This is a genomic window from Brevundimonas sp. SORGH_AS_0993, from assembly GCF_030818545.1.
GTDB lineage: Bacteria > Pseudomonadota > Alphaproteobacteria > Caulobacterales > Caulobacteraceae > Brevundimonas.
Genome location: NZ_JAUTAH010000001.1, coordinates 1634696 through 1659392, shown reverse-complemented (window position 1 = coordinate 1659392; position 24697 = coordinate 1634696). Strand labels below are relative to the sequence as shown.

Sequence of the window (24697 nt, the reverse complement as noted above, 5' to 3'; positions counted from 1 at the left end):
GGCGAGTGGCGAGTGGCGAGTGGCGAGACGTGAAAAGTGCTAGTGAGCAAGAGGTGAGCTGCGGCGCGTCTGCGGTCGTCCGTACTCGCTCACCCCTGCGCTCACTTCTCGGCTCACTTTTCACTCGCCAGTCGCCAGTCGCCACGCGCCACTCGGGTCAGCCATGACCCGCATCCTCTCCCCCGAGGCCGAGACCGGCGAGTCGTTCGACCGCGCGCTGCGGCCGCAGACGTTGTCGGAATTCGTCGGCCAGTCGCAGGCCAAGGGCAATCTGAAGGTCTTCATCGATGCGGCGCGCGGACGGGCCGAGGCGCTGGACCATGTTCTGTTGTTCGGACCGCCGGGACTGGGCAAGACGACGCTGGCGCAGATCGTGTCGCGCGAGCTGGGCGTGGGGTTCCGGGCGACCTCCGGGCCGATCCTGGCCAAGGCGGGCGATCTGGCGGCGATCCTGACCAATCTGGAGCCGCGCGACGTCCTGTTTATCGACGAGATCCACCGACTGAGCCCCCAGGTCGAGGAAATCCTGTATCCGGCCATGGAGGATCATGTGCTGGACCTGATCATCGGCGAGGGGCCGTCGGCGCGCTCGGTGCGGATCGACCTGGCGCCGTTTACGCTGGTGGGCGCGACGACGCGGGCGGGTCTGTTGGCCACGCCGCTGAGGGATCGGTTCGGGATTCCGCTGCGGCTGGAGTTCTACACCCCCGACGAACTGACGGCGGTGGTGCGCGGCACGGCGCGTAAGATGGGCGCGGCCATCGACGAGGCCGGCGCGCGCGAGATCGCGTCGCGGGCGCGCGGCACGCCGCGCATCGCCGGGCGCCTGTTGCGTAGAGTGCGGGATTTCGCATCGGCCGAAGGGGCGGAGACCATCTCGAAACTGGTGGCGGCGCGGGCGCTGGCGCGGCTGGAGGTGGACGAGGCTGGTCTGGACAGCCTGGACCGGCGCTTCCTGAAGGCGCTGATCGAGAACTATGGCGGCGGGCCGGTCGGGATGGACACCTTGGCCGCCGCCATCGCCGAGGCGCGCGACGCGGTCGAGGACGTGATCGAACCCTATCTGCTGCAACAGGGCTTCATCATGCGCACCCCCCGGGGCCGCATGGCCTGCGCCAGGGCCTATGCCCATCTGGGGCTGAGCGCGCCCGCCCAGCCCGCCGCCGGACCCGTGCCGGGCGACCTGTTCGAGTGAACGTCGCCTTCGATCCGGGCAAGGATGCGAGCAATCGCGAGAAGCATGGGCTGTCGCTTGAGCGGGCGGGCGAGATCGATCTTCGCGCCTCCCACATTCTCGCCGACGACCGCCAAGATTACGGCGAGCAACGATGGCGAGCCTATGGTATGCTGGATGGGCGACTGCATATGCTGGCTTTCACCTTTCGAGACGGGACGTTGAGAGCCATCAGTCTGCGGCGCGCGAACGCCAAGGAGAGCAAACGCTATGGCTGATCCCAAATTCAGCCTTGATCCGAGCGATTACGAGGATGTCGAGATCGACGATCACGACAATCCGGAATGGACCGATGAGGACTTCGCCAAGGCGCAGCCTCTACGAGACGTGCTGCCCGACCTGTATGCCCAATTCGACGCCGAGCGTGAGGTGGAGTTAAAACTACCCGCCGCCACCATCCGCGCCTTTGCTGACGAAGGCGACGACTGGCGCGAGCGGATGGCCGATGCGTTGACTGAGGCGGCGCGGAAGAAGCACGCGGCCTGATCTCCGATAGGCGGTTGCCAAGCGAAGCGGGCGGGGGTTTGCTGGGGGCGAACCGGAGCTGTCGTCCCATGATCCTGCGCACCCTGGCCGTGATGGCGTTTGCGGCCGGCCTGACCAGCCTGGCGCCGCCTGCAAAGGCCGCGCCGCCCGTCTTCACCGAAAAGCCCTGTCCGGCCGATTGGCCCACCGACGTGCGCCAGGTGCGGTGCGGAACCCTGACGGTGGACGAGGCGCGCGACGGGACGGTCAGCGACCGGCGCATCGGCCTGGCACTGGTGATCGTCAAGGCCAGCGCGCCGTACAAGGACGCCTCGGGTCAGGCGCTGCCGACGGTGGTGATGTTTCACGGCGGGCCGGGCGGGGCCATGGTCGGCGGAGCAGGGCGGATGCTGGCGGCGCTGCGTCGCAACCCGGAAGCCTTCGCCGCGGATCAGGACGTGATCCTGTTCGATCAGCGCGGCGGCGGGGCCAGCGCGCCCTCCATGGACTGTCCGGGGGTGCAGCTGACCGACGCCGGGCCGCCGTCGGACGCCGACCGGGACGGGCTGATCGCCTGTCTGAAGGGGTATCGGGCGCAGGGCGTCGACCTGGACCAGTACAACGCCGCCGCCACCGCCATGGATGTGAAGGACATGGTCCAGGCGCTGAACCTGGGGCGGATCGACCTGTGGGGCGGATCGTACGGGCCGCGCATCGAGGCGGCCGTCATTACGCACCAGCCCCAGATCGTGCGCGCCGCCGTGATGGACAGCCCCTGGCCGCCGGAGGGCAACTGGGCGGTCGGCACACCGGAGCAGGTGTCGGCGGCGGTGAAGATCATCCTGGGCAAATGCCAGGCGCAGGCCGTCTGCGCGGCGCGGCATCCCGACCTTCAGGCCCGGTTCGAGGCCGAGGCGCGCAAATGGCTGGCGGGTCCTGTGACGGGCAAGGACGGCAAGACCTTCACCGTCGACGACCTGTCGGCCTTTCTGATGGACACGACCTATAGCGCCAGAGGGGTGCGGCGCCTGCCGGCGGACCTGGAGAAGATCATCGCCGGCGACCTGAGCCCGGTCGCCGAGATCGCCGAGGACCGGACCTACTATTTCGAGGGCCAGCACATGGCCCATCTGTGCAAGGAAGAGCTGCCGTTCGAATCCAAGGCGCGGCTGGCGGCCGGCGCGGCGGGCGATCCCGTCGCCGAGGTGCTGGTCCCCTCTCTGTCGCGGCTGTTCGACGTCTGCGCGGCCGTGGGCGAACGGCCGGCCGCGCCGATCGAGAACCTGCCGGTCAAGACCGACATCCCGACCCTGTTCGTCGCCGCCGAGATCGACCCCGGCTGCCCGCCGCCCCTGACCGAGGCGGCGGCCAAGGGTTATTCGCGCAGCCAGGTGGTGATCGTGACCAATGCGACCCACGGCGTCATCAACGCCAGCACCTGCACCCGCAAGATGGCGCGCGACTTCCTGCGCGATCCGTCCAAGCCGGTGGACCGCAGCTGCCTGCCGCCGGCGGACACGCCGCTGACCTTCATCGAGGACGGCCCCGCGGCCTGATCGTCCATGCGCGCCCAGACCCCGCGACAGCGTTGGACCCTGGCCCTGGCGGCGGCGGTTCTGGCCCTGTGCGCGGTCGGGGCCTGGATGCGCTGGCGGCCCGTCGCGGCCCCGCCGCCCGAGCCGTCCGACGCGCGCGTGATGCGCCAGATTCGCGCCCTGGCCGGGCCGGGCGCCGAGCTGCGATACGCCGAGGCGGGCCAGAGACGGGCGGTCTGCGGCTATATCGGCCGGACCCACGACGGGCCGCCGGTCCGCTTCGTCTCCATCCCCAACCGCATCCTGTTCAGCGACGACCCCCTGCCCAAGGAGTTCCGCGAACTGCGCCAGCGGTACTGCCCCAGCTTGATGGAAGGGCCGGGCCGAATCGCACCAAGCGGTCGGCGATGATCAAGCAACTTCGCAGGCCGCTGGGCGCGGTCGGCCTTTGGGGCCTGTTCTTCGTGTTGCCCCTGCCTCTGCTGCAGGCAGGCGGACGAACGGGCTGGGCCTGGCCGGGTTCTGGATCGGCCGGGGCGGGCTACGGCGCCTCGCCCGTGATCGGCTGGCGGATGACGATCGGTCTGGCCTTGGCGGCGGCGCGCCGTAAAAGACCGGCATGACCCAGCCCCCCGACCTTCCCACCGCCGGCCGTTTCGAAGGGCGCGACCATCTGCTGCCCGTGCGCGTCTATTACGAGGACACGGACTTCACCGGCCTAGTCTATCACGCCAACTATGTGCGCTATTTCGAGCGGGGTCGGTCGGACTTTCTGCGCGCCATCGGGGTGGGCCACGCCGACCTGCTGGAAGAGGCCGAGCCCCTGGCCTTCGTCGTGTCGGAGCTGAACATCCGCTATCTGAAGCCGGCCCGGATCGACGACGCCCTGGTGGTCCGCACCGTCTATGAGCAGGTGAAGGGGGTGCGGCTGATCATCCGTCAGAGCGTGGAGCGGGCGGGCGAGGTGTTGTGCCGGGCCGAGGTGACGGCGGTGTGCATCCATCTGGACGGGCGGCCGCGCAGACCGTCCAAGGGGCTGATAGAGAAGGTGACGCCATGGCTGGCGGCCAGCGGCGGCGCCGACTAGGATCGCGCCAACAAGGGGAAAACGTCATGGGTTCGGAAACTTACAAGATGTCCGCCAGCGCGGTGATCGTCACGATCCTGCTGTTCGTGCTGCTGGTCGGCGGCGGGCTGGTGGGCTGTCCCTATTACAAGGTCTGGGAACGCAAGATGGCCGGCCAGGCCGAGCTGCAGTACCAGCAGGGCGCGCGCCAGGCGCTGATCGCCCAGGCCGCCGCCGAGGACGAGGCGGCGATCAAGCGGGCCGAGGCGGCGACGCGCCGGGTGCTGGGCTGGACCGACGCGGCCAAGCGCGGCTGCGCCGAACTGGGCCGGCCGGGCGACCGCACCTGCGAGGAGCAGTTGCTGCGCGACGCCGCCACCTATTCCATCGCCAAGGAAGGCCACGAGGGCGTCATCATCAGCGTCGGCGCCCCGGTGTCGGTGGCGGTCGATCCGAATGCGCGCCGGGCGGCGTCCGAGTAACCTGCTGTTAACCCTTATGACGCGCCTGTCAGATGACGGGCGGACGGGTCGGGGCTAAACGGGCCGGACGCCACACAATGGTCACGTCCGCTCGGTCGAAGAGGAACGTGACGATCCCGATTCCGCCCGGAGCGCCTGAATGACCACGCCTGTCGACGCCGCGATGATGAACCCGGTCCAGCTGTTCCTGACCGCCGACTGGGTGGTGAAGGCGGTGATGATCGGACTGGCGGCGGCCTCTCTGTGGTCGTGGACGGTCATCATCGACAAGGCGGTGCGCTTCACCGGGCTGAACAGACGGGCCGACGACTTCGAAAAGGCGGTCCAGTCTGGCCGGTCGCTGGAGGATGTCGCCGCCCAGGCCGGGCCGCAGCCCGAACACGCCCTGCCGCGCATGCTGAGCATCGCCCTGTCGGAATGGCGCGAGGCGCGTCAGAAGGGAGCGCTGAACGATCATCAGGGCGACCTGTTGATGACGCGGATCGACCGGGCGCTGAACAGCCTGATCGCGCGCGAGGGCCAGCGGGTCGAGAACGGTCTGGGCGTGTTGTCGGTGGTGGCGACGGCCTCACCCTTCATCGGCCTGTTCGGCACGGTGTGGGGCATCATGAACGCCTTTGGGCGGATCGCGGCGGCGGGCAACACCAATCTGACGACGGTGGCGCCGGCCATCGCCGAGGCCCTGTTCGCCACGGCCATCGGCCTCGCGGCGGCCATCCCGGCCTATATCGCCTACAACAAGTTCTCGATCGACGCGGGCAAGTTCACGGGCCGATTGGAAGCCTTCGCCGACGACCTGCAGGCCGCCGTGGCGCGCCGTCTGGGCAGCCCCTCGGCGCCGCCGCCCCCGCCGCCCGTCGAAGGCTTCGACCTGAAGCGGGGCGGCTGAGCCATGGCCCTGGGCGGAGCATCCGGCGGCGGCGGGTCGCGTCGCGGGCGGCGGGGGCGCAAGGGCCCCCTGACCGAGATCAACGTCACGCCCCTGGTGGACGTGATGCTGGTGCTGCTGATCATCTTCATGATCTCGGCGCCCCTGCTGACGGTGGGGGTGCCGGTCGAGCTGCCCAAGACCGAGGCCAGCGCGGTCGAGACCAAGTCCGAACCCCTGTCGGTCAGCATCGACCAGCAGGGCGCCATCTTCGTCGGCGACAGCGAGACGGCGTTCGACGCCCTGTCCGCGCGGCTGCTGACCGAGGCGGGCGGCGCGGACAAGGCGGCCGACCGGCCGGTGTTCGTGCGGGCCGACGGGCGCGCCCCCTATCAGGCCGTGGCGCGGGTGATGGCGCGGCTGAGCGCCTCGGGCTTCACCAAGCTGAATCTGATCACCGACACGGCGCCGGAGGCCTGAGGCTTTGCGCCGTCCGAGCCCCGCGATCCTCGGATCCCTCGCCCTGCACGCCGGGGTGGTTGCGCTCGCCTTCGTCTCTTGGCCGCGAAAGACCGACGAGCCGACGCCGCTGGTGGCCTCGGTGCCCGTCTCCATCGTGTCGGAAGAGACGGTCCAGGCGGCGGCCGTCGACAATCCGCAGCCCGAACCCTCGCCCGACGACGCGGCGACCGCGCCGGTGCAGCAGCCCGATCCCGTGCCGCCGACGCCCCAGCCGACCCCGCCCCAACCGCAACCTCAGCCGCGTCCGACGCCGCCCAGGCCGCAGCTTCGCCCCACGCCCGCGCCGGCGCCCACGCCCAAGCCGACCCCCGCGCGACCCCAGCCGACGCCGCCGCGTCCGCAGCCGCCCGCGCCCACGCCGCCGACCAAGGCCCAGCCGACGCCGCGTCCCGCGACGCCCGCGCCCAACCGGCCGGCGCCTCAGCGGCCCGAACCCAGCCTGGACCTGAACGCCCTGGCCGGCCCGCGCCGCCCGACCCCGAACACCGGCCGCCCCGCGGCGGGCCAGCAGGGCGCGGGGACCGCATCCCAGGCCACGGGGCCGCAGATCACGGCCATCTTCAACCAAGTCTATCCGAACTGGATCCTGCCTTGCGACATCCCTGGCGCGGATCAACTGAGGATCCAGGTCGAACTGACCCTGTCGCCCGATGGGCGCATCACGCGGGGGCCCGCCCTGATCAACGCCCAGTCCTCGAACGTCTATCGCGCCGCCGCCGACGGCGCCCTGCGCGCCCTGCGCCAGACCGCGCCTTTCGACGTGCCGCAGGGCTTCCCCGGCGGGGTCTATCGCCCCACGTTCAACACCGAGCGGGCGTGCCGCAATCGGTAGGGTTCAGGCGGCGATCAAGTGAAGCGCTTCGCGCCCGCCCTTGACCGCATTCGGGGAAAGGCGACGGTCGAAGGTCGCCAGGCGACCGCCGTTCGATACCGCCAGCGCCAGAAGATAGGCGTCCGTCACCTGTTCGGCCGCTGTCAGGGCCGATATGTCGAAGCGGTCTTTGTCGGCCAGGCTGACGGCGTCGGGCCAGAAGACATGGCCCTCCATGTCGCGCAGCAGGTTCAGGATGCGGGCCACCTCGGAGGGCGGGCCGACCGGATTGCGATAGCGGGGGCTGCCGACGATGCGGACCAGACCGTTTTCGGTGATCGGGCAGGTCGCCCAGGCGTGGACAGCCTCGCGCTGGAACCAGTCATTGGCGGCGTCATGGAAGACGTGACGCGGATCGACGAGCGCGATCAGCACGTTCACGTCCAGCAGATAGGTCACGGCAGTTCGTCACGAAGCGCGTTAACGTCTTCGATGGTGACGAGAGGGCCGGGCCGGTCCGGCAGAAGCGGGACGCCGTTGCGAAACCGAACCGTCGACGGGCGTTTCTCCAGCGCCTGACGCGCCAGGTCCGACACGACTTCGCCGATCGTGCGGTCCTGGTGGAGCGCGATGGCGCGCGCCGCGTTCAGGACGTCGTCGTCGATGGCCAGGGTCGTGCGCATGAAACCCATATACGACATCGCTCATCACGCATCAATCTTGAGGCGTCGTCCGCAAAGTCGCCCTATTCGCCGGGAAGCTGGCGCGTGTCCGGCGTCCCGGCGATAAGGGACGCCGTGATGCCTTGAACTTTCGGAGACTCCCATGCGTCTGAACCTTCTCATGGCCTCGGTCGCGGCCCTGGCGATGACGGCGCCCCTGATGGTGCAGGCCCAGGCGCCCCAACAGGCTCAGCCGGTCGAGGTCGAGATCGATCAGGGCGTGCTGCGGCCGTTGCAGATCGCCGTGGCGCCCTTCAGCGGCGAGCACGGGTCGGACATCACCAGCGTGGTCAGCGCCAATCTGAAGCGGTCGGGCTTTTTCGAGCCGCTGAATCCCGCCAGCTTCATCGAGACGGGCCTGACCCTGGCCAATGCGCCCAACTTTCCGCAGTGGACGCAGATCGGGGCGCAGGCGGTGCTGTACGGGGCGGTGACGCCGCGCGCGGACAACCGGGTCGACGTGGGCTTCCGCCTGTACGACCCGTACCGCCAGTGTCAGCTGGTCAGCTATCAGTTCACCGCCACGCCCGAGCAGTGGCGCCGGATCGCGCACAAGATTTCGGACATCGTCTATCAGCGCATGACGGGCGAGGCGGGCCTGTTCGATTCCCGCGTCATCTTCGTCTCGGAAGAGGGGACGGCGCTGAACCGCATCAACCGCCTGACCATCGCCGATCAGGACGGGTTCCAGCCCATCTATCTGACGCAAGGGGACGAGGTGATCATGTCGCCCCGCTTCTCCATGTCCCAGCCGGACGAGATCACCTATGTGGCGCTGGGCAAGGATTACAGCCGCATCTATCTGTACAACCTGACCACCGGCCGGCGTGAAAGCCTGGGCGAGTTCGACGGCCAGGTGCTGGCGCCCCGCTTTTCCAACGACGGGACCAAGATCGCCTTTTCGATCATCCGCAACGGCAACACCGACATCTATGTGATGGATTTGCGTAGCCGTCAGCTGAGCCGGCTGACGTCGGACCCCGGTATCGACACCTCTCCGTCGTTCAGCCCGGACGGCAGCCAGATCGTGTTCAACTCGGACCGCTCGGGTCAGGCGCGCCTCTACGTCATGCGGGCCGACGGCTCGGGCCAGCGGCCGATCTCGCGCGGGGGCGGCTCCTACACCGCCCCGGCGTGGAGCCCGAGGGGCGATCTGATCGCCTTCACCAAGTCCAGCGGGGGGCGGTTCTCGACCGGGGTGATGAACCCCGACGGATCGGGCGAGCGCATCCTGTCCTCCAGCTATTTCGAGGAGGGGCCCAGCTGGGCGCCCAACGGCCGCTATGTGATGTTCGCACGCCAGACGCGGGGCGGGGACACGCGGCTGTGGACCGTGGACCTGTCGGGCCGGGTGGTGGCGCAGGCGGGCTACGCCGGACGGGGCACCGACCCGGCCTGGTCGCCGCTGCTGGATTCGCCGCCGGCCAATCTGGGCCTGAACCAGGGCGCGGACAGCTGCCCGAACTGAGGTGTTCGCGCGCGGGAGCCTTTGCGCTCAACACTGCGTTATCGCGTCTAGCGCCCTGAAAACGCCCAAGGCTAAGACTAAAGTCAAGCTTGAGGCCGCCGTCCTCAGAAAGATCAGTCAGGAGACGACCCAATGAAGAAATCCCGCATCCTCACCGTGGCGATGGTCGGTTGCGCCGTCGCCGCCATGGCCGCCTGCACGCGCAAGCCCCCCGTCGATTCCGGCGTGACCGACACCGGCGCCACGACGCCGACCGGCCCCAGCTATCCCACCGTCCCGACCGCCCCGATCACCGGCGGCCAGGTCGGCGCCGCCCAGCCGGGCAGCGAACAGGACTTCGTCGTCAACATCGGCGACCGCATCTATTTCGATCTGGACAGCATCGAGGTGCGCCCCGAGGCCATGCCGCGCCTGGACGCCCAGGCCCAGTGGCTGCTGCGCTATCCGCAGGTCACGGTGCGGATCGAGGGCAACGCCGACGAACGCGGCACGCGCGAATACAACCTGGCCCTGGGGGCCCGCCGCGCCGAGGCCGTTCGCAACTATCTGATCAACCGCGGCGTGCCCGCCGGCCGGATCGACACCATCAGCTTCGGCAAGGAGCGGCCGATCGCGGAGGGCTCCAACGAAGACGCCTGGGCCCGCAACCGCAACGCCCACACAGCCATCGTGTCGGGCGCCCCGCGCTGAGATCGACGGGTTCGTCATCCCAGGCTATGCGCAGCCTGGGATGACGGATGGAGCGACTTGATATCGACAGAGGCGTCGGTCGCAGGCCCGGCGCCTCTTTTCGTTTCGGCGCTTGTCCCCGGCGGCGCGCGACGGCAGAAGGTCGCGGCAGGGAGTTGGGGATCACCGAATGGACATCGAGGGAGCGGGCGGCGTCGTCACGGCGGGTCTGGTCGCAGGCGCGATCGAGAAACCGACCGGCCGGGCGGGCGAAGGCCACGGCCACGGCGTCTGTTCGGACTGCGGCGCGCCGACCAGCGGTAATTTCTGCGCCAACTGCGGCCAGCCGACCCATGTTCACCGCACCCTGCTGCACCTGGGCGAAGAACTGCTGCATGGAGTCATGCATTTCGACGGCCGCTTGTGGCGCACCCTGCCGCTGCTGCTGCTCAATCCGGGCAAGCTGACGCGCGAATGGGTCGAAGGGCGGCGGACGCGCTATGTCTCGCCGCTGGCGATGTTCCTGTTCACCCTGTTCGTGATGTTCTTCGCGCTGAGCTTCATGCCGCACAAGGAAGAGCACGCCCTGCCGCTGCCGCAACAGATCCAGGCCCAGCGTCAGACGGTGGCCGAGGCCGAAAAGGTGTTGGCGGCGGCCGAGCAGGAGGTCGCGGCGGTGCAGCAGGACGCCGAGCCCGCCGATGGCTCCGAACCGCCGTCCGGAATCGGCATTCGGGCAGGCGCGACGGCAGGCGTGCTGGCGGGCGCCAATGCCGCGTTGAATAGCGAGAAGGCAAAGCTGGCCAGTCTCGAGAAGGAGGCGGTCGAGGGCCGCAAGGACGGCCTGACCACCGGCACATGGCAGGCCCAGGTCGCCGACATGGCCCAGCAGGTGAGCAAGAGCGGCCAGGCCCACGGCATCGTCGGCATGGTCGCCAAGAAGCTGAAGAACCCGGACCTGGCGCTCTACAAATTGCAGCAGACCATCTACAAGTTCGCCTTCCTCCTCGTCCCGCTGTCGATCCCCTTCATGGCGCTGCTGTTCCTGTGGAAGCGGGGCTTCACCCTGTACGACCACGGGGTCTTCGTTCTGTATTCGCTGACCTTCATGTCGCTGCTGCTGATGGTGGTGGTGCTGCTGGCCACGGCGTTCAAGGGGGCGGGCGTCGTCGCGGGCCTGATCGCCCTGCTGGCCGCGCCGGTGCATATGTTCGTCCAGTTGAAGGGCGCCTATGGTCTGCGGGTGTTTTCGGCCTTGTGGCGGACGGTGCTGCTGGTGCTGTTTTGCGAGTTCGTGGCCAGCCTGTTCCTGGTGGCGGTCCTGTATCTGGGCTTTGGCCACTGACGCCTTGCGGCGGCCCCAAATCGGTGGAAGCTAGAGGGATGACCAAGCTCTCTCTCTCTCGTGCTCATCTCCTCGCCGCCGCCGCCCTTGGCGTCCTGCTGATCGGGGGCGGCGCGGTCGCCCAGCAGGCCCAGCCCAACATCATGGAGCGGACCGAGTGGGACAACCGGCGTCTGGACCAGCTAGACCGCAATGTGCGGCGGCTTGAGCGTGCCCTGACCCAGAGAAACGCCGCCGGCCAGCCCGTTCTGGTCGAGCCCGACCCCGAGGTCGTGACCCTGCAGGGGCAGATGGGCCTGGTCAGCCAGAGGCTGGACGATCTGGAGGCCACGGTGCGCCGGATCAACGGCGACAACGAGCGGCTGACCTTCCAGCTGGATGAGGCGGTGCGCGACAATACGGCCCTGCGGACCCGCCTGACCGAGGCCGAGAACCGCATCCGGAAGCTGGAGACGGCGGCCGAACTGAATGCGCCCATCGAGGCCAATTCTCCGACCGGGGACGCGGGCCAGGACCTGGCGGCGGCGGTGCGCCTGACGGCCAGCGACCGGCCGCGCGGCGTGCGCGCCCTGGAGACGGTGGCGATCACCTGGCCCAACACTCCGGAGGGACGCGAGGCCAACGCCCGGCTGGGCGACCTGCGCGTGGCGGCCAACGACAAGGCCGGGGCCGTGCCCTACTACGCCACGGCCCTGAAGGACTGGCCGCGCATCGGCTGGGCCGGGGACACGACGCTGAAGCTGGCCGACGCCCTGTTCGCCACCGAGCGCAAGACGCAGGGCTGCGCGGCCCTGGGCGAGTTCACGCGCCGCTATGCGCCCACCGCCAGCGACGCCCAGAAGGCGCGGGCGACCCAGTTGCGGACGGCGGGCGGCTGCGGCTGACCCCGTCCCGGTCTGACAGCGAAACGGGTCTGAGCCGCCGGCTGATCGCGCGGCTGGACCGGCGGCTGGCGTCGGGGCGCGCCGCGCCCGTGGCCCTGGCCCTGTCGGGCGGCGGCGATTCCATGGCGTTGCTGCATCTGGCGGCGGATTGGGCGCGGGCGCGCCAGCGGCCGCTTCTGGCCCTGACGGTCGACCATGGACTGAACCGGGACAGCGCGCGCTGGACCGAGCAGGCGGCCGCGGCGGCGCGGGCGGCGGGGACCGACTGGCGCGGCCTGAAGTGGGACGGCGACAAGCCCGTGACCGGCCTGACGGCGGCGGCGCGGGCGGCGCGGCATCGGCTGATCGCCGAGGCGGCGCGGGGCGCGGGCGCGCGGGTGATCCTGATGGCCCACACCGCCGACGATGTGGCCGAGGCCGACTGGATGCGGGCCGAGGGCGCGACCCTGGGACGTGTCCGCGAATGGTCGCCGTCCCCGGTCTGGCCCGAGGGGCGGGGGCTGATGCTGTTGCGGCCCCTGCTGGACGAACGGCGCGCGACGCTGCGGCGGTGGCTGAGCGCGCGGGGGCTGAACTGGATCGAGGATCCGGCCAACGTCGATCCGCGGTTCGGCCGCAGCCGGGCGCGTCAGGCGCTGGCGGCCCTGGCCCTGGCGAAGGGGGAGGCGGCGCCGGCGCCGCCTCTGGCGACGTTTTCAGGCCAGGCCCAGGCGGACGCGCCGCTGTTCGTCCGCGACGACGGGCTGGTCCGCACGGGGCGGGACATCGGCGCGCCCGCCCTGGCGGCGGCCCTGGTGTCGGTCGGGGGCGGGGGACGCGCTGCCGCGCGGCGACCGTCTGGCGCGGCTGATCGCGCGGCTGCGGGCGAACGCGGATTTCACCACCGTGCTGAGCGGGGCGCGCGTCGTCGCGGCGGGGGGCGAGGTTCTGGTCATGCGGGAGGCGGGCGAACTGGCGCGTCGGCCCGTTCCGCCTCTGCGGCTGACCCCTGGCGTCGAGGCGGTGTGGGACGGACGGTTCGCCTTCACCGCCGCCGATCCCGGCTGGCGCGTGGTCGCGGCCAGGGGGCGTCTGGCGGGCCTTTCGCCAGGAGATCGCGCCCGGCTGAACCGCCTGCCGCCCGGCGCGCGCGGGGCGGCGCCTGTCCTGTTGCGGGACGGCGAACTGGCTCCGGTTCTTGCAGGAGAGGGCGTCGAACGGCGCGGGCTTGTCGCGGAACGGCTCAGGCTGGCGCTGGACGAAACGACGCATGAAGACGATCTGAATCCCGCGACCGATGGCGTAACGCCCCCGAAGCGCCTATTTTCCTGGCCAGACCATTTCAGACCGTCGCCCCCCCAAGGGACGGCGGACGACCGAGGACCCTTATGAACCTGCGCAATCTGGCGATCACCGGCGTCATCATCCTGCTGCTGCTGGCGTTTTTCGGCGCCCTGTCGCAGGGCGGACTGATGACGGGCATGCCCGGCCAGTCGGGCGCCGCCCGCACCGAAACCCTGAGCTATTCCCAACTGGTCCAGAAGGTCCAGGCCGGAGAGGTCAAGCAGGTCACTGTCCGCGTGGACAAGGTGAACGGCGAGCTGAAGGACGGCACGCGCTTCACCTCCACCACCGTCTATCCCAACGAACAGCTGATGAACGCCATGCTGCAGGCCGGCGTGGACATCGACGCCAAGTCGGGCGGCCAGTCGATCTGGATGAGCCTGCTGATCGGCATCCTGCCCATCGCGCTTCTGGTCGGGGTGTGGATCTTCTTCATGCGCCAGATGCAGGGCGGGGCGCGCGGGGCCATGGGCTTCGGCAAGTCCAAGGCCAAGCTGCTGACCGAACACAAGGGGCGCAAGACCTTCGACGACGTCGCCGGCGTGGACGAGGCCAAGGAAGAGCTGACCGAGGTGGTCGAGTTTCTGAAGGACCCCGGCAAGTTCCAGCGTCTGGGCGGCAAGATCCCCAAGGGCGCCCTGCTGGTGGGCCCTCCCGGCACCGGCAAGACGCTGCTGGCGCGCGCGGTCGCGGGCGAGGCGGGCGTGCCCTTCTTCTCCATCTCGGGCTCGGACTTCGTGGAGATGTTCGTCGGCGTCGGCGCATCGCGTGTGCGCGACATGTTCGAACAGGCCAAGAAGAACGCGCCCTGCATCATCTTCATCGACGAAATCGACGCCGTCGGTCGCCATCGCGGCGCCGGCCTGGGCGGCGGCAACGACGAGCGCGAACAGACGCTGAACCAGCTGCTGGTCGAGATGGACGGCTTCGAGGCGTCCGAGAACATCATCCTGATCGCCGCCACCAACCGTCCTGACGTGCTGGACCCGGCGCTGCTGCGTCCCGGCCGTTTCGACCGCCAGGTGGTGGTGCCCAACCCCGACGTCTCGGGCCGCGAACGCATCCTGCGCGTCCACATGAAGGATGTGCCCCTGGCCGCCGACGTCAATGTGAAGACCATCGCGCGCGGCACGCCCGGTTTCTCGGGCGCCGACCTGGCGAACCTGGTCAACGAGGCGGCCCTGATGGCGGCGCGCAAGGACCGGCGCATGGTCACGCACCGCGACTTCGAGGACGCCAAGGACAAGGTCCTGATGGGCTCGGAACGTCGCTCCATGGCGATGAACGAGGAAGAAAAGCGCCTGACCGCCTATCACGAGGCCGGCCACGCCATTGTCGCCATGAACGTCAAGATGGCCGACCCCGTCCACAAGGCCACCATCGTGCCGCGCGGCCGGGCGCTGGGCATGGTGATGCAGCTGCCGGAAGGCGACCGCTACTCCATGAAGTACCAGCAGATGATCGACCGGATCGCCATCATGGCCGGCGGCCGGGTGGCGGAAGAGCTGATCTTTGGGCCGGAGAACATCACCTCGGGCGCCAGTTCCGACATCGAACAGGCGACCAAGCTGGCAAGGGCGATGGTCACGCGCTGGGGCTTTTCCGAGAAGCTGGGCACGGTGGCCTATGGTGAAAACCAGGAAGAAGTCTTCCTGGGCCATTCGGTCGCGCGCAGCCAGAACATCTCCGAAGAGACGGCCCGCACCATCGACGAGGAGGTTCGTCGTCTGGTCACGTCCGGCTGGGACGAGGCGCGCCGCATCCTGACGACCAAGGCCGAGGATCACGAGAAGCTGTCGCAGGCCCTGCTGGAATACGAGACCCTGTCGGGCGAGGAGATCAAGGACCTGCTGGAGAAGGGCGTCGCCCCGAACCGCGACGAGAACAACTTCCCCAACGCCGGGCCTTCGGTCTCGGTGCCGGTGACGCCGGTGTCGGATGGAACAGAGATCGAGGTCCCGGTGGAAAAACCGGCCGCCACCAGCGTGCCGACGGTGCACTGAACCGAGGTTCAGGTCTGAAAGAGAGGACCCGCCGGGAGAGCGATCACCCGGCGGGTTTTTCATTGTCGGCGGCGCCCGCCGTTCAGACGTCGGCCGGATGCTCGGGGTCTTCGATCATGACCGGCGTCAGGCGGCGCTCTGCGCCCGAGGGGTCGCTCCAGGCGATGGTGCTGCCTTCGACCAGGCCGATCAGGCCCGCCCCGACGTGCGACAGGACCGAAACCCTGCCCGCGTCGATGTCGGCCTGGTGCGGCAGGACGATCTGGATGCGGCGGGGTTCGGGGGAGCGGCTGTCGACATAGTGCAGCCAGCGGTTCAGCGGGGCGGCCCCGGAGGGAAGGTCGGCAGGCGCGCAGACGATGGCGCGGTCCAGCTCCTGTTGCAGCAGTCCCGCGACGCCCTCGCCGGGCATATCGCCCACCAGGCGGGACAGGACGTCGAAGTCATCGACGCTGAGGAAGATGTCGGGACGGACGGGTGGAGTGGCGGAGTGCGGCATGGCGTGTCTTTCGCTGGATCGGAAACGCCCGCGCGCAGTTTCGCGTCGGCGGGGCGCCGGATGTTTTCAAGGATTGGATCGATGCCCGGAACGGGGCGAAAGGCGCGCGGCCGTTCCGGGTCAGGCGCCTGCGACGAGGCGGCCTGCGTGGGAAAGGCGTCGAGCCTGGCTGACGAAATGCGCGATCACGGTTACAGGCTGGTCGCATGCCTCATGAAAGTCAAACCGCGCGGACGGCCGCCTTGTCGCAGGTGATGGGCATCGTCAACGTCACGCCCGACAGCTTCTCTGACGGAGGGCGGTGGGCCTCGACGCAAGGCGCGATCGATCAGGCGATGCGGCTGGTCGCGGACGGGGCGGACGTGCTGGACATCGGCGGCGAGAGCACGCGGCCGGGGGCACGGCCGGTCGACGAGGCCGATGAGATCGACCGGGTTGCGCCTGTGATCGAAGGCGTCCGCGCCCGCTGGGGCGGACCCATCAGCATCGACACGATGAAACCGGCCGTCGCTCGCGCCGCCGTCGCGGCCGGGGCGACGATGTGGAACGACGTGACGGCCCTGGGCCATGCGCCGGACAGCGCGGCGGTCGCGGCCGAACTGGGCTGCGACGTGGTGCTGATGCACATGAAGGGCGAGCCGCGCACCATGCAGGCGGACCCGATCTATGACGACGTGGTCGCGGAGGTGCGGGACCATCTGGCCGCCCGCGCCGAGGCGGCGATGGCGGCGGGCGTGGCGCGGGGGCGGATATGGCTGGATCCCGGCATCGGCTTCGGCAAGACGGCGGGCCATAATCTGGCCCTGACGGCGGGGCTGGGCGTGCTGGTCGATATGGGTTTTCCGGTCCTGTACGCCGCCAGCCGCAAGCGGCTGATCCAGGCGGTCGATCCTATGGCGACGGACGCGGGGGACCGGCTGGGCGGCTCCCTGGCGCTGGCCCTGGAGGGCGCGCGGCGGGGGGCGCGGATGGTGCGGGTGCATGACGTGCGCGAAACGGTCCAGGCCCTGAAACTTTGCGCGGCGGTGGACGGCGCGGACTGAAAGACCCGCGACCTAGCGTCGCGGCTGGGCTATGGCGGGGCGGAACACCAACGCGGCCCCGACCCCATGCCCCCGACCCTGATCCCCTATATCGCGCCCATCTTCATGCTGGCCCTGTCGAACGTCTTCATGACCTTCGCCTGGTACGGGCATCTGAAGTTCGATCACAAGCCGCTATGGCTGCTGGTGATCGCCAGCTGGGGCATCGCCTTTTTCGAATACTGGCTGGCGGTGCCGGCCAACCGGATCGGGCATCAGGTCTATTCGGCCGCCGAGCTGAAGACGATGCAGGAGGTGATCACCCTGATCGTCTTCGCGGGGTTTTCTGTGCTGTACCTGGGCGAGAAGCTGACAGTGAACCATCTGGTCGGCTTCGCCTTCATCGGCCTGGGCGCCTTTTTCATCTTCAAGGGGCCGCTGGGCGGATAGGCGGCGCGGCCCCTTGCCCCCGTGGACGGGCTGGGCCATCTGATTACGATGTCCTGGATTCTGTCGATCAATCCGTGGGCGACGCTGGTCGTCGCTGGTCTGTTGGAAGTTCTGTGGGCGTCCGGCCTGAAGAACGTCAGCCCGCAAAGGCCGCTGACCTCGCTGGGCGTGCTGACCGCCCTGGCGGCCAGCATGGCCCTGCTGTGGGTCGCCAGCCAGAAGCTGCCGATCGGCACGGCCTACGCCATCTGGACCGGCATCGGGGCGGTGGGCGCGGCCCTGGTCGGGATCGTCGTCTATGACGAGCCGGCGACGGCGGTGCGGGCGGTGTGCATCCTGCTGATCGTGGCCGGGATCGTGGGGCTGAAGCTGTTTTCCGGAACGCACGCATGAGCCTTGCTGAAGCAGACGCCCGCCGCGCGGGCGGCGGTAGCGGAACGCCCGCTGAAGCAGACGCCCGCCGCGCGGGCGGCGGTAGCGGAAAAGGAATGGGCAGAGTCTTGATCCTGGCCGGGGTCGGACTCGGGCGGCGGCGCGGGCGTCCAGGCCGACATCAAGGCGGTGACGATGATGGGCGGGTTCGCCGCCACGGCGATCACGGCGATCACGGTGCAGAACACCCTGGGGGTTCATGGCGTCCATCCTCTGCCGCTGGAGATCATTGCGGCCCAGGCGCGGGCGGTGCTGGAGGACATCGGGACCGACGCGGTCAAGACCGGCATGCTGGGCTCGGTCGAGGTGGTGGAGACGGTCGCCGCCCTGCTGGACGAGGCCGAGGCCCCCGCCGTGGTCGATCCGGTCATGGTGGCCAAGGGGGGGCATTCCCTGTTGCCCGATGCGGCGGTCGAGGCGGTGAAGCGCCTGATGATCCCGCGCGCCGCGCTTCTGACCCCCAATGCGCCAGAGGCAGAGGCCCTGACGGGCCTGCCGGTGCGCGACCTTGACGGTCAAAGGCGGGCCGGCGAGGCCCTGCTGAAGCTGGGGGCCCAGGCCGTGCTGATGAAGGGGGGGCATGTGGACGGGCCGACGGTGATCGATCTTCTGATGACGCCCGAAGGGGAGACGGTGCTGGAGGCCGAGCGGATCGACACCCGCCACACCCACGGCACCGGCTGCACCCTGGCCAGCGCCTGCGCGGCGGGACTGGCGATGGGGCGGCCGCTGGAGGTCGTGGTCGCCGAAGCCTGGGCCTATGTCGGCGAGGCCATCCGCCGGGCGCCCGGCCTGGGCGCCGGCCACGGCCCTCTGGATCACGCCTGGCCTGTGCGCGGATGAGCGATCTTGAAGCGGAACTGGCCGCCATCGTGCGCGCCGATCCGGGGCTGATGCAGGTGCTGACCACGGTGCGGGCGCTGGACCTGCCCGACTGGCGGTTGGTGTCGGGCGCGGTCTATCAGGCGGTGTGGAACGCCCAGACGGGCCGGCCGCACGGCTATGGCGTCAAGGATTACGACCTGGCCTATTTCGACGCCTCGGACCTGTCCTGGGAGGCCGAGGACGCGGTCATCCGGCGCGTCGCCGCCGCCTTCGAAGAGCCGCTGCGCAGCCAGGTGGAGGTTCGCAACCAGGCGCGGGTCCATCTATGGTTCCAGGGCCGGTTCGGCGAACCCTATGAGGCCGTGACCGCGACCGATGCGGCGCTGGGCCGGTTCGTGGCGCCGGCCTTTGCGGTGGGGGTGCGGCTGGAGCCGGACGACCGGATCACGGTCGCGGCGCCTTTCGGCCTGGAAGACGTCTTCGCCCTGACGATCCGGCCCAATCCGACCCGGCCGCGCGCCAAGGGCTGGGCCAGGGCCATCGACAGCGCCCGCGCCCGCTGGCCCGAACTGACGGTGATCGAAACCTAGTAGGGGCCGTGCTTGCCGTTGGAGGAGAACTCGGGCGGGGCGGCCTTGTGGACATATTGTTCGGCGACCAGCCAAGCCTTGAAGGGGCGCAGGCACCCCATGCACATCGCCACCAGGATCGGCAGGGTCACGACGCCGTGGACCCAGATGGGCGGGTGGACGATGAAGTCGAACGCCATCAGCAGGATCATGCCGACCAGACCCACCGCCGTCATCACGAAGAAGGCCGGGCCGTCCGCCGGATCGGCGAAGCCGTAGCTGAGACCGCACTCGGGACATTCGGTCCTGAGCGTCAGATAACCCTTGAACAGGGCGCCCTTCCCGCAACGCGGACACCGGCAGGCCAGGCCGGTCTTCAGGGTGCTGAGGCGCGGATAGTCGGTCATGCGGGACACTATGCGCGTCTGGCGCCGTCTTGTCGCGTGGGCGACTTGTCCAAGCGGCGGGACGTCATGACGGACGGACGCGGTTAACTGCGATTAAAGGGCTTTGAGGGCATGGGTCGGAGGATATGTCCGGGGCTCCGCACAGCAAGCGCATTCTGAAGACGACCGTGGCCGCCGCCGCGGCCGGCGCCGTCGCCTTTGCGCCCCTGGCCCCCCTGGCCCAGGAGGCCGGTCGCGGACGCGATCCCCTGTCGATCGACATCGGCCAGACCGGCGACTTTACCCGGGTCGAGTTCGGCGGCGTCATCGGCGCGCGCTCTCGCGTCAGCCGCGACGGCGACCAGGTGGTGGTCCGGTTGGGCGTCAACGCCGCGCCCGACGTCTCGCGCCTGAAGGTCGACCCGCCGCCGGCGGTGAAGGGGGTCGAAACGCGCATGGCGCGCGGCGGCGGCACGGACCTGGTCATCACCCTGGCCCCCGGCGCGGAAGCCCGCTCGGGCGTGGCGGACGGGGCGGTCTGGCTGAACCTCTACGCCCCCGGCAAGGCGCCCGAGACGGCTGAGGCCGCAAAACCCGCGACCCCGTCGGTCGTGCCGGTGCGCGCCGTGTCCAGTCCCGAAAAGACCGTCCTGACCTTCCAGTGGGGCGCGCCGGTGGGGGCCGCCGTCTTCCGCCGGGGCGAGGCGGTCTGGATCGTGTTCGACGCCGCCGCCCGGATGGACATGACGGGCGCCAAGGCCCTGGGGCCGGCCAAGGACGCGCGCTGGGCGGCGGGCCCCGACTACACCGCCGTGCGGATCGCGGCGCCGGACGGCCTGGCCGTCGCGGCCGAGGGGCAGGGCGGAACCTGGAGCGTGACCATCGGCGGCGTGGCCGGCGTGAGCCAGGAGGTCGAGGTGAACCGGGCCGACGACGGCTCTGCGGCGCTGGTGGCGCGCATGGCCGGGGCGACCAAGACCGTCTGGCTGACCGACCCCCTGGTGGGCGACCGATTCGCCGCCGTCACGGCCCTGGCGCCGGGCAAGGGGTTCGCGGGCCAACGTTCCACCGTCGATCTGACCCTGATCCCGACGGCGCAGGGCCTGGCCGTCGAGACGCCGACCGACGATCTGAGGGTGGAGGCCGACGGCGACCTGGTCACGATCAGCCGGCCGAACGGCCTGACCCTGTCGGCGCCGTCCGCCGCCCTGGAGACGGGCGATCAGGCGCCGGACGCGCCGCGCCGGGCCGCCCGCCCGGCCCTGATCCTGGAAGACTGGGCGGCCGTGGGCGAGGCGGGCTTTTCCGACCGTTATCGTCGGTTGCAGGATGCGGCGGCGCAGGAGACCCTGGCGGCCGACGACAATCCGCGCGCCCCGATCGAGGCGCGGCTGGCCCTGGCGCGCTTTCTGGTCGGATCGAACCTGAACTACGAAGCGATCGGCGTACTGAACGCCCTGATCGCCAAGGCGCCGAACCTTCAGGGCGAGCCCGAGGTGCGCGGGCTGCGCGGCGCCGCCCGCGTCGGGGTCGGCCGCTTGGAGGAGGCCCAGGCCGACTTCGCCATCGGGGGCCTGTCCGACGACCCGTCCGCCCGCGTCTGGCAGGGCTATATCGCCGCCGAACAGGGCGACTGGGAGGGGGCGCGGCGCAACTTCGCCGCCGGCGCCACGGCCATCGACAGCTTTCCCAAGGTCTGGCGCGCGCGGTTCGGCACGGCCCACGCCCTGGCGGCGGTGCAACTGGGCGACCTGCCCGCCGCGCAGAAACTGCTGGCCTATGTCTTCAGCCAGGACGCCCCTGCGGCCGACCAGCTGGCGGCGCGACTGGTGCAGGCGCGGCTGTTCGAGATGACGGGCGACAAGGACCGGGCGCTGGGCATCTACAAGGCCGTGTCGCGCGCCTCTCTCGACGGGGTCGCCACCCCCGCCAAACTGGGGGCCGTGACCCTGGAGCTGGACAAGGGCGCCATCACCCCCGACCAGGCGGCCCAGCGGCTGGAGCTGCTGAAGTGGCGCTGGCGCGGCGACGCGACCGAAATGGCGGTGATCCGCAAACTGTCGAACATCTATCTGCAACAGGGCCGCTACCGCGAGGCGCTGGACGCCCTGCGCAGCGCCGGCAAGCGGATGGCCGACATTCCGGGCGCGGCCGAAATCCAGCAGGATCAGTCTGACGCCTTCCGCGCCCTGTTCCTGGAAGGGGCCGCCGACGGGCTGCAGCCGGTGCAGGCCCTGGCCCTGTTCTACGACTTCCGCGAACTGACGCCGATCGGGGCCGACGGGGACGAGATGGTGCGCCGCCTGTCGCGCCGCCTGATCGACGTGGACCTGCTGGACCAGGCCGCCGAACTGCTGAAGCATCAGGTGGACGAGCGGCTGGACGGGGTGGCCAAGGCCCAGGTCGCCACCAACCTGGCCACCGTCTATCTGATGGACCGCCAGCCCGAGAAGGCGTTGCAGGCCATCTGGGGATCGCGCACCACCCTTCTGCCAGCCGCCATGAACAGCGAGCGTCGCGCGCTGGAGGCCCGCGCCCTGATGGACCTGGGCCGGTTCGACCACGCGCTGGAGGTGCTGGACAAGGATCAGTCGGCCCCGGCGCGCGAGGTGCGGGCCGACATTGTCTGGAAGCAGCAGAAGTGGGGCGAGGCGGCTCCGATCTACGAGGCGCGTCTGGGCGAACGCTACAAGACGCCGACGCCGCTGACGCCGGCCGAGGAAAGCTGGCTGATCCGGGCGGGCGTGGGCTATTCGCTGGCGGGGGAGCGCGCATCGCTGCAAAGGCTGAACGCGCGCTATTCGTCCTTCATCGCCGGCGCGCGGTCGGGGGCGGCGATCCGCGTGGCCCTGGACGACAATCTGTCCGGCGTGGCGGGCGTGGGCGACTTCGCCAATCTGTCCAGCCAGGCCGACACCTTCGTGGGCTGGGTCAACAGCGCCAAACAGGCGTTCCGCAGGGACGCAGCGGCCAAACCCGCCGCCTGACCGATCTCCGGAAACGAAAACGGGCGGAGATCGCGCCGCGACCTCCGCCCGTCAGAGCTTTGCTCGATCCCGATCGGGATCGAAAAGGCTTAGCCGTTGACGGCGTCCTTCAGCGGCTTGGAGACGCGGAAGCGCACGGCCTTGGAGGCGGCGATCTTGATGGTCGCGCCGGTGGCCGGGTTGCGGCCTTCGCGCTCGGCGCGCTCGGCGGTGTCGAAGACGCCCAGGTTCGAGATGCGGACGTCGCCGCCCGACTTCAGGGACTTGTGGATGTTCTCGACGATGGCCGTCAGAACCTTGCCGGCGTCGGCCTGCGAGACACCGGCGTCCTTGGCGACGGCGGCGATCAGTTCGGCTTGAGTGGTCATAAGAAGCGTTTCCAGTGTTTTGATCGCCCGAGACCGGGCGAGGACCGGGGGATCAACACGGATTTTGCACGGCTTTGCAAGCGCCGATGCTGCGACAACCCCAGCAGGGCCGGGGATTATCCGGTTCCCGACGCCTTCTGGAAGCTCTCGACCAGGCTTCCGGCGACCAGTCGCCAGCCGTCCACCAGCACGAAGAAGATCAGCTTGAACGGCAGGGAGACGACCACCGGCGGCAGCATCATCATACCCATGGACATCAGCACGCTGGCCACCACCAGATCGATCACAAGGAACGGAACGAAAAGAAGAAATCCGATTGTGAACGCCTTCTTCAACTCGCTGATCATGAAGGCCGGCGTGACCACCCGCAGGGGGAGCTCCTGCACGTTCTGGGGCGGCGAAATCTTGCTGAGCCGGGTGAACAGGGCCAGGTCGCCGCGGTCCACCTGGGCCAGCATGAACGTCTTCACGGGTTCGGACGCCGCATCGAACGCCTGGGGCAGCTCCATCTGCTGATCCATCAGCGGGCGGATGCCCGAATCATAGGCGTCCTGCCAGGTCGGGGCCATGACGATGGCGCTGAGGAACAGGGACAGGGAGATCAGGACGGCGTTAGGCGGCGACTGCTGAAGCCCCAGGGCGGTTCGCAGCAGGGACAGGACGACCACGATTCGCACGAAGCTGGTGGTCATGATAACGATGGAGGGCGCCAGGGACAGCACGGTCATCAGGCCGACCAACTGGACCACCCGCTGGGTCAGCCCCGCGCCCGAGCCCAGGTCGATGTTGATGGCCGATCCGCCCTGAGCCGCTTGCTGGGCCAGGGCCGCGACCGGCCAGGCCAGGCAGACCAGGGTGGTGAACAGGGACAGGACCGCCGCGCGCTTCAGCTCGGGGCCGGTCGGCTTGACGAAGAGGGCGGGCCTCATTGGCCGCCTCCGACCTGGCGGGGCTCGATCAGTTCACGGCCTTCGCCCAGGAGGATCAGTCGTTCCTCGTCGTCGACGCGGACCAGGACCAGGCGACGGGCGGGGTCCAGAACCAGGGTCTCGACCACCTGAAGCCGGCGGGCGCCGCGCTCGGCGTTCAGTCGGGCCAGAAGCTGGGGCGCGTAGCGGCGCGTCGCCCAGGCGACCAGGCCGATCAGCCCCAGGGTGAAGGCCAGGCCGAAGACGGCGCGGGCGAGATCGAGAAAATTCATACGCTGAGAGGCCCCGCGCAATTCGCGCCGATGGGCGAAGTCTTAACCACCGCGGTTAACGAGGCGTTGAGATAAGGGCCTGTTAACCATGCAGGCGGCATTTTCTGCCCATCGCGCGCCTTTGCGCCGCACGGGAGACCGCCATGGGCGTCGCCGACATACCGTTGCTGGGTCAGATCAAGGGCCGGCTGAACTGGCTGGACTCGCGTCAGCGGGTCATCGCCGAGAACGTCGCCAACGCCGACACGCCGGGCTTCATCGGCCGCGACCTGAAGCAGCCGGCCGATTTCGCCGCCGCCCTGAGAAACGGCGGCGGGCTGCAGATGGCGCGCACCAACGCCGCCCATATCGCGCCCGCGCGGCCCTCGGTCCGGTTCGACGCGACCAATGCCCCCGATTCGGAAACCACCCTGGACGGCAATTCGGTGGTGGTCGAAGAGCAGATGCTGAAGATGGCCGAGAGCCGCATGGCCTATGACGCCGCCATCGGCTTCTACCAGAAGTCCATGTCCATGATCCGCATGGCCGCCCGCAAGCCCGGCGCCGGCTGAGAAAGATCTG

General features: G+C 69.5%; 30 protein-coding genes and 1 pseudogene. 24 read left to right on the top strand and 7 right to left on the bottom strand.

Annotation, left to right across the window (positions count from 1 at the left end):
- The first annotated feature begins 163 nt into the window (after positions 1 to 163).
- The 11 genes from ruvB (at position 164) to QE389_RS08190 (ending at position 7004) form a co-directional block, all read left to right on the top strand.
- Positions 164 to 1195, top strand: coding sequence for a Holliday junction branch migration DNA helicase RuvB (gene ruvB / locus QE389_RS08240; protein WP_307366224.1), 1032 nt, complete (start codon positions 164 to 166; stop codon positions 1193 to 1195).
- Positions 1192 to 1452: a BrnT family toxin gene (locus tag QE389_RS08235; RefSeq protein ID WP_307366222.1), complete on the top strand. Its 261-nt coding sequence runs from the start codon at positions 1192 to 1194 to the stop codon at positions 1450 to 1452. Before ruvB ends, QE389_RS08235 begins: the two co-directional genes overlap by 4 nt.
- Positions 1445 to 1720, top strand: a complete 276-nt coding sequence (locus QE389_RS08230; RefSeq protein ID WP_307366219.1) for a BrnA antitoxin family protein — start codon at positions 1445 to 1447, stop codon at positions 1718 to 1720. Before QE389_RS08235 ends, QE389_RS08230 begins: the two co-directional genes overlap by 8 nt.
- A gap of 68 nt (positions 1721 to 1788) precedes the next feature.
- Positions 1789 to 3255, top strand: coding sequence for an alpha/beta hydrolase (locus QE389_RS08225; RefSeq protein WP_307366217.1), 1467 nt, complete (start codon positions 1789 to 1791; stop codon positions 3253 to 3255).
- 6 nt (positions 3256 to 3261) lie between these two features.
- Positions 3262 to 3645 (top strand): hypothetical protein, encoded by a 384-nt coding sequence (locus QE389_RS08220; protein ID WP_307366215.1) that lies wholly within the window; start codon positions 3262 to 3264, stop codon positions 3643 to 3645.
- Entirely contained in the window at positions 3642 to 3857 is a 216-nt protein-coding gene (locus QE389_RS08215) for a hypothetical protein (RefSeq protein ID WP_307366213.1), read from the top strand. Before QE389_RS08220 ends, QE389_RS08215 begins: the two co-directional genes overlap by 4 nt.
- Positions 3854 to 4321, top strand: a complete 468-nt coding sequence (ybgC, locus tag QE389_RS08210) for a tol-pal system-associated acyl-CoA thioesterase (RefSeq protein ID WP_307366210.1) — start codon at positions 3854 to 3856, stop codon at positions 4319 to 4321. Before QE389_RS08215 ends, ybgC begins: the two co-directional genes overlap by 4 nt.
- 26 nt (positions 4322 to 4347) lie before the next feature.
- Entirely contained in the window at positions 4348 to 4782 is a 435-nt protein-coding gene (locus QE389_RS08205) for a hypothetical protein (RefSeq protein ID WP_307366208.1), read from the top strand.
- 139 nt (positions 4783 to 4921) lie between these two features.
- Positions 4922 to 5671, top strand: a complete 750-nt coding sequence (gene tolQ, locus QE389_RS08200) for a protein TolQ (protein WP_307366206.1) — start codon at positions 4922 to 4924, stop codon at positions 5669 to 5671.
- Between the two features lie 3 nt (positions 5672 to 5674).
- The gene (tolR, locus tag QE389_RS08195; protein WP_307366204.1) at positions 5675 to 6130 is read left to right on the top strand and encodes a protein TolR; all 456 of its coding nucleotides are present in this window, start codon (positions 5675 to 5677) and stop codon (positions 6128 to 6130) included.
- A gap of 4 nt (positions 6131 to 6134) precedes the next feature.
- Positions 6135 to 7004 carry a hypothetical protein gene (locus QE389_RS08190; protein WP_307366202.1) on the top strand — a complete coding sequence of 290 codons (870 nt, stop codon included), beginning with the start codon at positions 6135 to 6137 and terminating at the stop codon, positions 7002 to 7004.
- 3 nt (positions 7005 to 7007) lie between these two features.
- Here the strand turns inward: QE389_RS08190 and QE389_RS08185 are convergent, their stop codons facing one another.
- Together QE389_RS08185 and QE389_RS08180 are read right to left on the bottom strand one after the other, a co-directional pair.
- Positions 7008 to 7442: a TA system VapC family ribonuclease toxin gene (locus QE389_RS08185; protein ID WP_307366200.1), complete on the bottom strand. Its 435-nt coding sequence runs from the start codon at positions 7440 to 7442 to the stop codon at positions 7008 to 7010.
- Positions 7439 to 7666 (bottom strand): CopG family transcriptional regulator, encoded by a 228-nt coding sequence (locus tag QE389_RS08180; RefSeq protein WP_307366198.1) that lies wholly within the window; start codon positions 7664 to 7666, stop codon positions 7439 to 7441. The genes QE389_RS08185 and QE389_RS08180 overlap by 4 nt, the downstream gene beginning before the upstream one ends.
- Positions 7667 to 7808: 142 nt before the next feature.
- Between QE389_RS08180 and tolB the strand changes: the two genes are divergently transcribed.
- From tolB to ftsH, 6 genes are all read left to right on the top strand, one after another.
- Positions 7809 to 9173, top strand: a complete 1365-nt coding sequence (tolB, locus tag QE389_RS08175; protein WP_307366196.1) for a Tol-Pal system beta propeller repeat protein TolB — start codon at positions 7809 to 7811, stop codon at positions 9171 to 9173.
- A gap of 132 nt (positions 9174 to 9305) precedes the next feature.
- Positions 9306 to 9863, top strand: a complete 558-nt coding sequence (gene pal, locus QE389_RS08170; protein ID WP_307366195.1) for a peptidoglycan-associated lipoprotein Pal — start codon at positions 9306 to 9308, stop codon at positions 9861 to 9863.
- A 169-nt stretch (positions 9864 to 10032) separates the two neighbouring features.
- Positions 10033 to 11187: a DUF3667 domain-containing protein gene (locus QE389_RS08165; protein WP_307366193.1), complete on the top strand. Its 1155-nt coding sequence runs from the start codon at positions 10033 to 10035 to the stop codon at positions 11185 to 11187.
- A 38-nt stretch (positions 11188 to 11225) separates the two neighbouring features.
- A complete protein-coding gene (locus QE389_RS08160; RefSeq protein WP_307366191.1) occupies positions 11226 to 12071 on the top strand; it encodes a tol-pal system YbgF family protein in 846 nt (281 codons plus the stop codon).
- An 89-nt stretch (positions 12072 to 12160) separates the two neighbouring features.
- Complete coding sequence (tilS, locus tag QE389_RS08155) at positions 12161 to 13324, top strand: tRNA lysidine(34) synthetase TilS (RefSeq protein ID WP_307366189.1); 1164 nt, start codon at positions 12161 to 12163, stop codon at positions 13322 to 13324.
- A 114-nt stretch (positions 13325 to 13438) separates the two neighbouring features.
- The gene (ftsH, locus tag QE389_RS08150) at positions 13439 to 15397 is read left to right on the top strand and encodes an ATP-dependent zinc metalloprotease FtsH (protein WP_307366187.1); all 1959 of its coding nucleotides are present in this window, start codon (positions 13439 to 13441) and stop codon (positions 15395 to 15397) included.
- A gap of 82 nt (positions 15398 to 15479) precedes the next feature.
- On the opposite strand, the gene QE389_RS08145 is transcribed toward ftsH, so the two are convergent.
- Positions 15480 to 15896, bottom strand: coding sequence for a GreA/GreB family elongation factor (locus QE389_RS08145; protein WP_307366186.1), 417 nt, complete (start codon positions 15894 to 15896; stop codon positions 15480 to 15482).
- A gap of 206 nt (positions 15897 to 16102) precedes the next feature.
- Here QE389_RS08145 and folP point away from each other — a divergent pair, with 206 nt between their 5' ends.
- The 5 genes and pseudogenes from folP (at position 16103) to QE389_RS08120 (ending at position 19215) form a co-directional block, all read left to right on the top strand.
- Entirely contained in the window at positions 16103 to 16939 is an 837-nt protein-coding gene (gene folP / locus QE389_RS08140; RefSeq protein ID WP_307366184.1) for a dihydropteroate synthase, read from the top strand.
- Between the two features lie 66 nt (positions 16940 to 17005).
- The gene (locus QE389_RS08135) at positions 17006 to 17368 is read left to right on the top strand and encodes a DMT family protein (RefSeq protein ID WP_307366182.1); all 363 of its coding nucleotides are present in this window, start codon (positions 17006 to 17008) and stop codon (positions 17366 to 17368) included.
- 48 nt (positions 17369 to 17416) lie between these two features.
- Complete coding sequence (locus QE389_RS08130) at positions 17417 to 17761, top strand: multidrug efflux SMR transporter (RefSeq protein WP_307366180.1); 345 nt, start codon at positions 17417 to 17419, stop codon at positions 17759 to 17761.
- Positions 17762 to 17856: 95 nt separating this feature from the next.
- Positions 17857 to 18643, top strand: a pseudogene (thiD, locus tag QE389_RS08125) (bifunctional hydroxymethylpyrimidine kinase/phosphomethylpyrimidine kinase).
- The gene (locus tag QE389_RS08120) at positions 18640 to 19215 is read left to right on the top strand and encodes a nucleotidyltransferase family protein (RefSeq protein ID WP_307366177.1); all 576 of its coding nucleotides are present in this window, start codon (positions 18640 to 18642) and stop codon (positions 19213 to 19215) included. The pseudogene thiD and the gene QE389_RS08120 overlap by 4 nt, the downstream one beginning before the upstream one ends.
- Here the strand turns inward: QE389_RS08120 and QE389_RS08115 are convergent.
- Positions 19212 to 19601 (bottom strand): DUF983 domain-containing protein, encoded by a 390-nt coding sequence (locus QE389_RS08115; protein WP_307366175.1) that lies wholly within the window; start codon positions 19599 to 19601, stop codon positions 19212 to 19214. The genes QE389_RS08120 and QE389_RS08115 overlap by 4 nt on opposite strands.
- A gap of 125 nt (positions 19602 to 19726) precedes the next feature.
- On the opposite strand from QE389_RS08115, the gene QE389_RS08110 reads away from it, so the two are divergent.
- Complete coding sequence (locus QE389_RS08110) at positions 19727 to 22567, top strand: hypothetical protein (protein ID WP_307366173.1); 2841 nt, start codon at positions 19727 to 19729, stop codon at positions 22565 to 22567.
- Positions 22568 to 22656: 89 nt separating this feature from the next.
- On the opposite strand, the gene QE389_RS08105 is transcribed toward QE389_RS08110, so the two are convergent.
- From QE389_RS08105 to QE389_RS08095, 3 genes are all read right to left on the bottom strand, one after another.
- Positions 22657 to 22935, bottom strand: coding sequence for an HU family DNA-binding protein (locus QE389_RS08105; RefSeq protein ID WP_292089163.1), 279 nt, complete (start codon positions 22933 to 22935; stop codon positions 22657 to 22659).
- A 116-nt stretch (positions 22936 to 23051) separates the two neighbouring features.
- Positions 23052 to 23864 carry a flagellar type III secretion system pore protein FliP gene (gene fliP / locus QE389_RS08100; protein WP_307366170.1) on the bottom strand — a complete coding sequence of 271 codons (813 nt, stop codon included), beginning with the start codon at positions 23862 to 23864 and terminating at the stop codon, positions 23052 to 23054.
- Positions 23861 to 24136 carry a flagellar biosynthetic protein FliO gene (locus QE389_RS08095; RefSeq protein WP_307366168.1) on the bottom strand — a complete coding sequence of 92 codons (276 nt, stop codon included), beginning with the start codon at positions 24134 to 24136 and terminating at the stop codon, positions 23861 to 23863. The genes fliP and QE389_RS08095 overlap by 4 nt, the downstream gene beginning before the upstream one ends.
- 143 nt (positions 24137 to 24279) lie before the next feature.
- Here QE389_RS08095 and flgB point away from each other — a divergent pair, with 143 nt between their 5' ends.
- Positions 24280 to 24687 (top strand): flagellar basal body rod protein FlgB, encoded by a 408-nt coding sequence (gene flgB / locus QE389_RS08090; protein ID WP_307366166.1) that lies wholly within the window; start codon positions 24280 to 24282, stop codon positions 24685 to 24687.
- The last annotated feature ends 10 nt before the right edge of the window (positions 24688 to 24697 follow it).

Coding starts and splice junctions, on each gene's coding strand:
- ruvB (WP_307366224.1), top strand. CDS start 164: ATGACCCGCATCCTCTCCCCCGAGGCCGAGACCGGCGAGTCGTTCGAC.
- QE389_RS08230 (WP_307366219.1), top strand. CDS start 1,445: ATGGCTGATCCCAAATTCAGCCTTGATCCGAGCGATTACGAGGATGTC.
- QE389_RS08225 (WP_307366217.1), top strand. CDS start 1,789: ATGATCCTGCGCACCCTGGCCGTGATGGCGTTTGCGGCCGGCCTGACC.
- QE389_RS08220 (WP_307366215.1), top strand. CDS start 3,262: ATGCGCGCCCAGACCCCGCGACAGCGTTGGACCCTGGCCCTGGCGGCG.
- QE389_RS08215 (WP_307366213.1), top strand. CDS start 3,642: ATGATCAAGCAACTTCGCAGGCCGCTGGGCGCGGTCGGCCTTTGGGGC.
- ybgC (WP_307366210.1), top strand. CDS start 3,854: ATGACCCAGCCCCCCGACCTTCCCACCGCCGGCCGTTTCGAAGGGCGC.
- QE389_RS08205 (WP_307366208.1), top strand. CDS start 4,348: ATGGGTTCGGAAACTTACAAGATGTCCGCCAGCGCGGTGATCGTCACG.
- tolQ (WP_307366206.1), top strand. CDS start 4,922: ATGACCACGCCTGTCGACGCCGCGATGATGAACCCGGTCCAGCTGTTC.
- tolR (WP_307366204.1), top strand. CDS start 5,675: ATGGCCCTGGGCGGAGCATCCGGCGGCGGCGGGTCGCGTCGCGGGCGG.
- QE389_RS08180 (WP_307366198.1), bottom strand. CDS start 7,666: ATGCGCACGACCCTGGCCATCGACGACGACGTCCTGAACGCGGCGCGC.
- tolB (WP_307366196.1), top strand. CDS start 7,809: ATGCGTCTGAACCTTCTCATGGCCTCGGTCGCGGCCCTGGCGATGACG.
- pal (WP_307366195.1), top strand. CDS start 9,306: ATGAAGAAATCCCGCATCCTCACCGTGGCGATGGTCGGTTGCGCCGTC.
- QE389_RS08165 (WP_307366193.1), top strand. CDS start 10,033: ATGGACATCGAGGGAGCGGGCGGCGTCGTCACGGCGGGTCTGGTCGCA.
- QE389_RS08160 (WP_307366191.1), top strand. CDS start 11,226: ATGACCAAGCTCTCTCTCTCTCGTGCTCATCTCCTCGCCGCCGCCGCC.
- ftsH (WP_307366187.1), top strand. CDS start 13,439: ATGAACCTGCGCAATCTGGCGATCACCGGCGTCATCATCCTGCTGCTG.
- QE389_RS08145 (WP_307366186.1), bottom strand. CDS start 15,896: ATGCCGCACTCCGCCACTCCACCCGTCCGTCCCGACATCTTCCTCAGC.
- folP (WP_307366184.1), top strand. CDS start 16,103: ATGCCTCATGAAAGTCAAACCGCGCGGACGGCCGCCTTGTCGCAGGTG.
- QE389_RS08135 (WP_307366182.1), top strand. CDS start 17,006: ATGCCCCCGACCCTGATCCCCTATATCGCGCCCATCTTCATGCTGGCC.
- QE389_RS08130 (WP_307366180.1), top strand. CDS start 17,417: ATGTCCTGGATTCTGTCGATCAATCCGTGGGCGACGCTGGTCGTCGCT.
- QE389_RS08120 (WP_307366177.1), top strand. CDS start 18,640: ATGAGCGATCTTGAAGCGGAACTGGCCGCCATCGTGCGCGCCGATCCG.
- QE389_RS08115 (WP_307366175.1), bottom strand. CDS start 19,601: ATGACCGACTATCCGCGCCTCAGCACCCTGAAGACCGGCCTGGCCTGC.
- QE389_RS08110 (WP_307366173.1), top strand. CDS start 19,727: ATGTCCGGGGCTCCGCACAGCAAGCGCATTCTGAAGACGACCGTGGCC.
- QE389_RS08105 (WP_292089163.1), bottom strand. CDS start 22,935: ATGACCACTCAAGCCGAACTGATCGCCGCCGTCGCCAAGGACGCCGGT.
- fliP (WP_307366170.1), bottom strand. CDS start 23,864: ATGAGGCCCGCCCTCTTCGTCAAGCCGACCGGCCCCGAGCTGAAGCGC.
- QE389_RS08095 (WP_307366168.1), bottom strand. CDS start 24,136: ATGAATTTTCTCGATCTCGCCCGCGCCGTCTTCGGCCTGGCCTTCACC.
- flgB (WP_307366166.1), top strand. CDS start 24,280: ATGGGCGTCGCCGACATACCGTTGCTGGGTCAGATCAAGGGCCGGCTG.